General features: G+C 59.8%; 4 protein-coding genes and 1 pseudogene. All 5 read left to right on the top strand.

Going from position 1 to position 6,831, the window contains the following annotated elements; genetic code table 11:
• Nucleotides 1–72 precede the first annotated feature (72 nt).
• Nucleotides 73–598: pseudogene (locus OKC30_RS21455) on the top strand (helix-turn-helix transcriptional regulator); the annotation flags it as partial.
• An 83-nt stretch (nucleotides 599–681) separates the two neighbouring features.
• The gene (locus OKC30_RS19185; RefSeq protein ID WP_010674714.1) at nucleotides 682–1,104 is read left to right on the top strand and encodes a CBS domain-containing protein; all 423 of its coding nucleotides are present in this window, start codon (nucleotides 682–684) and stop codon (nucleotides 1,102–1,104) included.
• 189 nt (nucleotides 1,105–1,293) lie between these two features.
• The gene (gene hrpA, locus OKC30_RS19180; protein ID WP_270666875.1) at nucleotides 1,294–5,193 is read left to right on the top strand and encodes an ATP-dependent RNA helicase HrpA; all 3,900 of its coding nucleotides are present in this window, start codon (nucleotides 1,294–1,296) and stop codon (nucleotides 5,191–5,193) included.
• Nucleotides 5,194–5,264: 71 nt separating this feature from the next.
• The gene (locus OKC30_RS19175) at nucleotides 5,265–6,095 is read left to right on the top strand and encodes a hypothetical protein (protein WP_270666876.1); all 831 of its coding nucleotides are present in this window, start codon (nucleotides 5,265–5,267) and stop codon (nucleotides 6,093–6,095) included.
• A gap of 163 nt (nucleotides 6,096–6,258) precedes the next feature.
• On the top strand, nucleotides 6,259–6,546 hold the full coding sequence (gene rplY, locus OKC30_RS19170; RefSeq protein ID WP_010674717.1) for a 50S ribosomal protein L25: 288 nt from the start codon (nucleotides 6,259–6,261) through the stop codon (nucleotides 6,544–6,546).
• Nucleotides 6,547–6,831 lie beyond the last annotated feature (285 nt).

Raw genomic sequence — 6,831 nt, 5'->3', positions numbered from 1 at the left:
AGAGTATAAGATCACACCCAGATCGGTCGGTCAAATCCTCTTAACATTGCTTCAAAACGTTCACGATCTCGCCCTGGCGCCATCATAGACGACAAGGGGCATATTCATTATTCCAATGTGGCCTTCAACCGTATCGCCGATGAAAATGTGGAATTGCGGGCCATCAATGGCATTTTCTCTTTGCAGAATAAGGAGCAGCAACGCCAGCTCAAGGAGATCCTCAATGGCTTTGCCTATTTGCTGCCCGGCGCCAGCGCCTATATGTCCATTCCCCGTCAGCCTAACCTGCGTCCGCTGCTGGTCCAATGCACCCTGATGAGCGGACTCAGCCGCTTTGAACGCTATGTGGAAGTGGTGCTGCGTGACCCCGAGCACGCCTTCAACCCCGACATCGAAGCGCTGGCCAGCCTCTATCCCCTCACCATTGGCGAGAAGGAGCTGCTGGTGCTGATGAGCAAGGGTTACAGCAGCAACGACATCGCGGAGCTGCGCGGTGTCAAGGTGGAAACTGTGCGCTCCACCCTGATAAGGGGTGTTCAAGAAGACCGACTGCCACAGCCAGAACGAGCTCTTGCTCTTGCTGCAATCCATCTCCTGATCCATGCGGACTATGCTTGGAGTGAGCCGGACATAGTGCCCGGCTCTTGCCTCCCCTCGGGAGGCTCGTTGGGGGAAAGCGTCATGGAATCACTCAAAGCAAAGGACTACATGCAGACCAAGCCCATCACCTTCAGCGCAGAGATGATGGTACAGGCGGCGGTGGAAAAATTTCTCAACAGTCATCAGTTGGGCGGCCCCGTAGTGGACAGCCAGGGACATCTGATTGGCTGGGTCTCCGAGCAGGATTGCATCGCCGTCATGCTCAAGGAGGCCTACCACTGTGAACAGGTGGCCCAGGTCAGGGATGTGATGCGCAAGGAGGTGCTGGCAGTCGGCCCCGACACCAGCATCCTGGATCTGGCGGAGATGATGATGGGTCAAAAGCCCAAGATCTATCCTGTGGTGGAGGAGGGGCGCCTGCTCGGGGTCATCAACCGCCACAATGTGATGCAGGCCATCCACGCCCAGCTTGGCACCTGTTTCGTGCATCAGGCCAGAGTCTGAGCGGTGTTGTCTGGTTGTTTTCAAAGAGCAGGCCCCGGCCTGCTCTTTCCATCCGTGGCGGTCATGACGCCACCGGCTTGATGTGCTGGCGCGGCGCTTTAAGGCTTGCACCGCCCTGCCTCGCTCTTTAGGATCTCCCCCAGCTATCGATATGGCCCTTGATGGGCACTCTTTTAAGGAATTCGTACCTTGTCTCTCTCTATCGAGGCGCTGCGCCGCCGTCTTACCGCCTGCATGAATCTCGACGCCCGCCGTCTCTCCAGTCGACTGCACGGGGTCAAGAAGCTGCCGGAAGCCAAGCAGGCTGCCGTGCTCGAGACCATCGCCGCTGACCTGGATGTGGCACAGGCGCGCTACCAGTCCCGTCTGGCGGGCGTGCCCAAGGTCACCTATCCGGACAATCTGCCAGTCAGCCAGAAGCAAGGGGAGATCGCCAAAGCCATTGAAGAGCATCAAGTGGTGATCATCGCCGGCGAAACCGGCTCGGGCAAAACTACCCAGATCCCCAAGATCTGTCTGGCGCTCGGGCGCGGGGTCAAGGGCTTCATCGGCCACACCCAGCCACGCCGTCTGGCGGCCCGTACCGTCGCGGCCCGTATTGCCGAGGAGATGGAGTCCGAGCTTGGCCACTACGTGGGTTACAAGGTGCGCTTTACCGATCAGGTGAGCGAGCAGACCCACATCAAGCTGATGACCGACGGTATCCTGCTGGCGGAGATCCAGAATGACCGGATGCTGACCCAGTACGACACCATCATCATCGATGAGGCCCACGAACGCAGCCTCAACATCGACTTCATTCTGGGCTATCTCAAGCAACTGCTGCCCAAACGCCCGGATCTGAAGGTGATCATCACCTCGGCAACTATCGACCCGCAACGTTTCTCCCGCCATTTCAACAAGGCGCCGGTGATCGAGGTGTCAGGTCGCACCTATCCGGTGGAGGTGCGCTACCGCCCGCTCGTCAGTGATAAAAGCGACGGGCTGGAGGAGCGCGACGAACTGCAGGGGATCTTCGATGCGGTGGAAGAGCTGGCACGCGAAGGGCTGGGTGACATCCTCATCTTCATGAACGGCGAGCGGGAGATCCGCGATACTGCCGATGCCTTGCGCAAGCTCAACCTGCGCGATACCGAGGTGCTGCCGCTCTACGCCCGCCTCTCCAACGCCGAGCAGAACAAGGTGTTTCAGCCCCACGCCGGTCGGCGTATCGTGCTGGCCACCAACGTGGCGGAGACCTCGCTGACGGTGCCGGGCATTCGTTACGTCATCGATCCGGGTACGGCCCGCATCAGCCGCTACTCCTGGCGTACCAAGGTGCAGCGCTTGCCCATCGAGCCGGTCTCCCAGGCCAGTGCCAACCAGCGTAAAGGGCGCTGCGGTCGGGTGGCGGATGGTATCTGTATCCGCCTCTACTCCGAGGAGGATTTCAATAGCCGTCCCGCCTTTACCGACCCCGAGATCCTGCGCACCAACCTGGCATCGGTCATCCTGCAGATGCTGGCGCTCGGCCTTGGCAATATGGAGGCGTTCCCCTTCGTCGAGCCACCCGAGTCACGCCATATCAAGGACGGTCTGATCCTCTTGAAAGAGCTGGAGGCGGTGCGTGAGCTGCCCGCCACCGGCGATCGCGAAGCGAAACTTCAGTTGACCGAGACCGGTCGCCAGCTCTCGCGCATTCCCCTTGATCCGCGTCTGGCGAAGATGGTGATCAGCGCGGCGCAGACCGGCTGCCTGAGCGAGGTGATGGTGATCACTGCCGCCCTCAGCATTCAGGATCCCCGCGAGCGGCCCATGGAGAAAAAGCAGGCCGCCGACGAGCAGCACAGACGTTTTGAGGACAAGGAGTCCGACTTCCTCGCTTTTGTTAACCTGTGGAATTACCTGAAAGAGCAGCAGGATAGCCTTGGCAGCAATCCATTCCGCCGCATGTGCCAGAAGGAGTTTCTCTCCTACCTGCGGGTACGTGAATGGCAGGACATTCACTTCCAGCTGCGTCAGACGGTCAAGGAGCTGGGTTTTAAAACCAACCAGGAACCGGCAGACTTCAAGACGGTGCACTGCGCGCTCTTGACCGGTCTTTTGAGCCATATCGGCAACAAGGATCTGGAAAAGCCCGAGTTTCTCGGGGCCCGCAACGGCCGCTTCCACCTGTTCCCGGCCTCGGGTCTGTTCAAGAAGCCGCCCAAGTGGGTGATGGCCGCAGAATTGGTGGAGACCTCGCGCCTCTACGCTCGCATCAATGCCAAGATTGAGCCCGAGTGGGTGGAGCCGCTGGCAGGCCACCTCATCAAGCTGCACCACAGCGACCCACATTGGTCGAAGAAAAACGGCGCCGTAATGGCCAAGGAGAAGGTGACGCTGTATGGTCTGACCTTGGTCAACGAGCGCACCATCAACTTCAGCCGTATCGATCCGGCGCTGTGCCGCGAGCTCTTTATCCGCCGCGCCTTGGTGGAGGGGGATTTCGAGACCCGTCACCGCTTCTTCAGCGATAACCGCAAGCTCCTGGCCGAGGTGGAGGCGCTGGAGCACAAATCCCGTCGGCGCGACATCCTGGTGGATGACGAGGACTTGTTCCGCTTCTACGATGCTCGTTTGCCGGAGGAGGTGATCTCCGCCCGCCACTTCGACAAGTGGTGGAAAGAGGCGCAAAAGCGGGATCCCGAACTGCTCAACTTCGAGAAAGAGATGCTGATGAAGGGGGATGCGGCCCACATCAGCGATCTCGACTACCCCAACTTCTGGCAGCAGGGGCGCCTCAAGCTCAAGCTGACCTATCAGTTCGAGCCGGGGGAGGCGGCGGATGGCGTGACCCTGCATATCCCGCTGCCGCTCCTGAATCAGGTGGAGGTGAAGGGGTTCGAGTGGTTGATCCCGGGGCTGCGTCATGAGCTGCTCGTCGCTCTTATCAAGTCGATGCCCAAGCCGATGCGCAAGAACTTCGTGCCAGCGCCGAACTATGCCGATGCGCTGCTCGCCAGCATCAACCCCGAGCAGGGGCCGCTGTTGGACGAGATGGAGCGTCAGCTGCGCCGCATGACCGGCGTGACCGTGCCCCGTGAATCCTGGGATTGGGCTGCGGTGCCCGATCACCTGAAACTCACCTTCCGGGTGGTGGACGACAAGCACAAGAAGGTGGCGGAAGGCAAGGATCTGGAGGCCTTGAAAGAGTCCCTGCGTGGCAAGGTGCAGGAGACCCTGTCACAAGTGGCGGACGATGACATCGAGCAGTCTGGCCTCACCCTGTGGAGCTTTGGCGAGCTGCCCCAGGAGTACAGTCAGAAGCGGGGCGGTTTCGAGGTGAAAGCCTATCCGGCCCTGGTGGATCAGAAGGATTCGGTCGCCATCCAGCTGGTGGAAAGTCCTGTGGTGCAGCAGCAGCTGATGTGGGCTGGCCAGCGTCGGCTGCTGCTGCTCAACGTGCCATCTCCCATCAAGTACCTGCAGGAAAAGCTGCCCAACAAGGCCAAGCTCGGGCTCTATTTCAACCCGTTTGGCAAGGTGGCCGAGCTTATCGATGACTGCATCGCCTGTGGCTGTGACAAGCTGATTGAGCAGCACGGCGGCATGGCGTGGGACGAAGCCGGCTTTGAGGCGCTCAAGGAGTATGTCCGCGCCGAGCTCAACGATGCGGTGGTGGAGGTGGCCAAGCAGGTGGAAGCCGTGCTGACCCTCTCCCATGAGATCAAGAAGCGGCTCAAAGGCAAGATGCAGCTCGACACGGCCTTTGCCATGTCGGATATCCAGTTGCAGCTGGGCAACCTCATCCACAAGGGCTTTGTCACGGAGACCGGCTGGCAACGGCTGCCTGACTTGCTGCGCTACCTGCGGGCCATCGAGCGGCGCCTCGAGAAGCTCGCCATCGATCCCAACCGGGATCGGGTCTACATGCTCAAGGTGCACAGCGTGGAGTCGGAGTACAAGGCACTGCTCGCCAAGATCCCCAAATCCCAGCTGATCCCGGCCGAGGTGGCCAATATCCGCTGGATGATCGAGGAGCTGCGAGTTTCCTTCTTCGCCCAGCAACTGGGGACGCCATACCCTATCTCGGATAAACGGGTGCAGAGCGCCATTGCCCAGTGCTAAGCTGCTATCTATCTGTTTTCTGAGCCATAGTGTGAAAGCAACGAGACGCCAAAGGGAAGGGAGGCCGTCATATGCTGGGGATCTGGTTGGGGGTGGCACTGGTCAACATCAGCGGGTATCAACCCATTGCGGAACAAACCTGGGTGCAGCTCAACCCGGAGTTCTATCCGGTGCAGCGCCCCGTGCCGCCCATTTTTGCGGCCTGGCGGGGCAATCAGTTTCCCCCACTTAAACAGAGAAAGAAGAATGGCCGCTGGCAGATCCTCTTTCCTGCCCGGCTGGTGCCCCCCTTCGATCTGTTCGAAGGGGAGGCCCAGCTCTCCAAGGCTTACCTGGCCAGGCTGAAGCGCATCGATGAGATGGCCTATGGAATGGCTCCCCACCAATCAGTACTGCAAGCCGCCTCCTCGGCCCCCTCGTTCGAAGTCCCGGGCGCTGTCGCCTTTGTCGCCGAGTTCTCCCTGCCCCGGGAGAGGAAGATGCGGATGCCTCTGGGGGAGCCCTTGCTCGCACGGCTTGGGGGGCTGGTCCCCACACAGGCCTTGGCAAGACAGGGAGATGCACAGCCCATGGCCACCGCAGATTCTGCCCCTGAGCAGGCGACCCTGATTCTTTCCGCCACGGCGGCAGGGGAGGCATCGCGGGTTTGTCATCAGGTGGCGCCGGGAGAAACCCTGTGGCGCATTGCAAGCCAGCTTCAGTCAAAGGAGGCCGGCGGCTCGGATACTTACAGTTATCTGCTGGCGCTGGTGCAGGAAAATCGTGACAGGATGGCCAAAGGGATCCAGGTACAGGCCGGGCAGCGCCTCTATTGCCCGAAAGCGCAGACTCTGGCGCAATTCGATTCCCTGAGCCCGGCCCAGCGACAGCAGCAGTTTGCCCGTCTGGAGCAGGGGCGCTAGGGGATGGCGAGAGGCGTGGTGGAGTGCCTCTTGGCCAAAGAGGAGTGACGCGGGTTCTTTCCTTGTATCCCCTCCGGGCCCGTGCTAGTATTCGCGCTCGTTTTGCGAGGTGCTGACCGGTCGCAGTCAACACCATACATTCATCTTAAAAGAGATAATCACTATGTCTTTCGTATTCCAAGCTGAAGTCCGTTCTGACCTGGGGAAAGGTGCGAGCCGCCGCCTGCGTCATGCTGACCTGGTTCCTGCCATCGTTTACGGTGCAGGCAAAGAAGCCGTGTCCGTTACCCTGGACCACAAGAAGCTGATCCTGGCCCAAGAGAAGCCGGAGTTCTACTCCTCCGAGCTGACCCTGGTCATCAACGGTGAAGAAGTCAAAGTGAACGTGAAGGCTATCCAGCGTCACCCGGTTCGCTACAAGCTGGTTCACCTGGATTTCGTTCGCGTCTAATCGACAACGAACTTTCCTGTGAAGAGGCCACCCAATCGGGTGGCCTCTTTGTTTTTACAGCAATATCCTGCTGTTTTCACCTATTCTGCTGCTTGTCCTGGCAGGTAGCTATCTGCTGGGCAATGCACTGATCGAGCGCGAGCTCTATCGCGTTCACAGTGATGAGAGCACCTTCCTGGCGCTTGCCAGCGGCCGCCTTGACGGCGAGCTTCTGCCTTTGAGCTGAACAGGATGCTCACCAGTTGGAAGAAAGACCCAGAAATGGCCTTTCTGGCCGAGGCATAT

It is taken from the genome of Aeromonas sp. QDB18 (assembly GCF_027705325.1).
Classification (GTDB): Bacteria; Pseudomonadota; Gammaproteobacteria; order Enterobacterales; family Aeromonadaceae; genus Aeromonas; species Aeromonas caviae.
The sequence above is the reverse complement of the archived record's forward strand: the minus strand, read 5'-3'. Positions and strand labels throughout refer to the sequence as shown.

Excerpts from the sequence above, each read along its gene's own strand:
- OKC30_RS19185 (WP_010674714.1), top strand. The coding sequence starts at position 682 with ATGGAATCACTCAAAGCAAAGGACTACATGCAGACCAAGCCCATCACC.
- OKC30_RS19175 (WP_270666876.1), top strand. The coding sequence starts at position 5,265 with ATGCTGGGGATCTGGTTGGGGGTGGCACTGGTCAACATCAGCGGGTAT.
- rplY (WP_010674717.1), top strand. The coding sequence starts at position 6,259 with ATGTCTTTCGTATTCCAAGCTGAAGTCCGTTCTGACCTGGGGAAAGGT.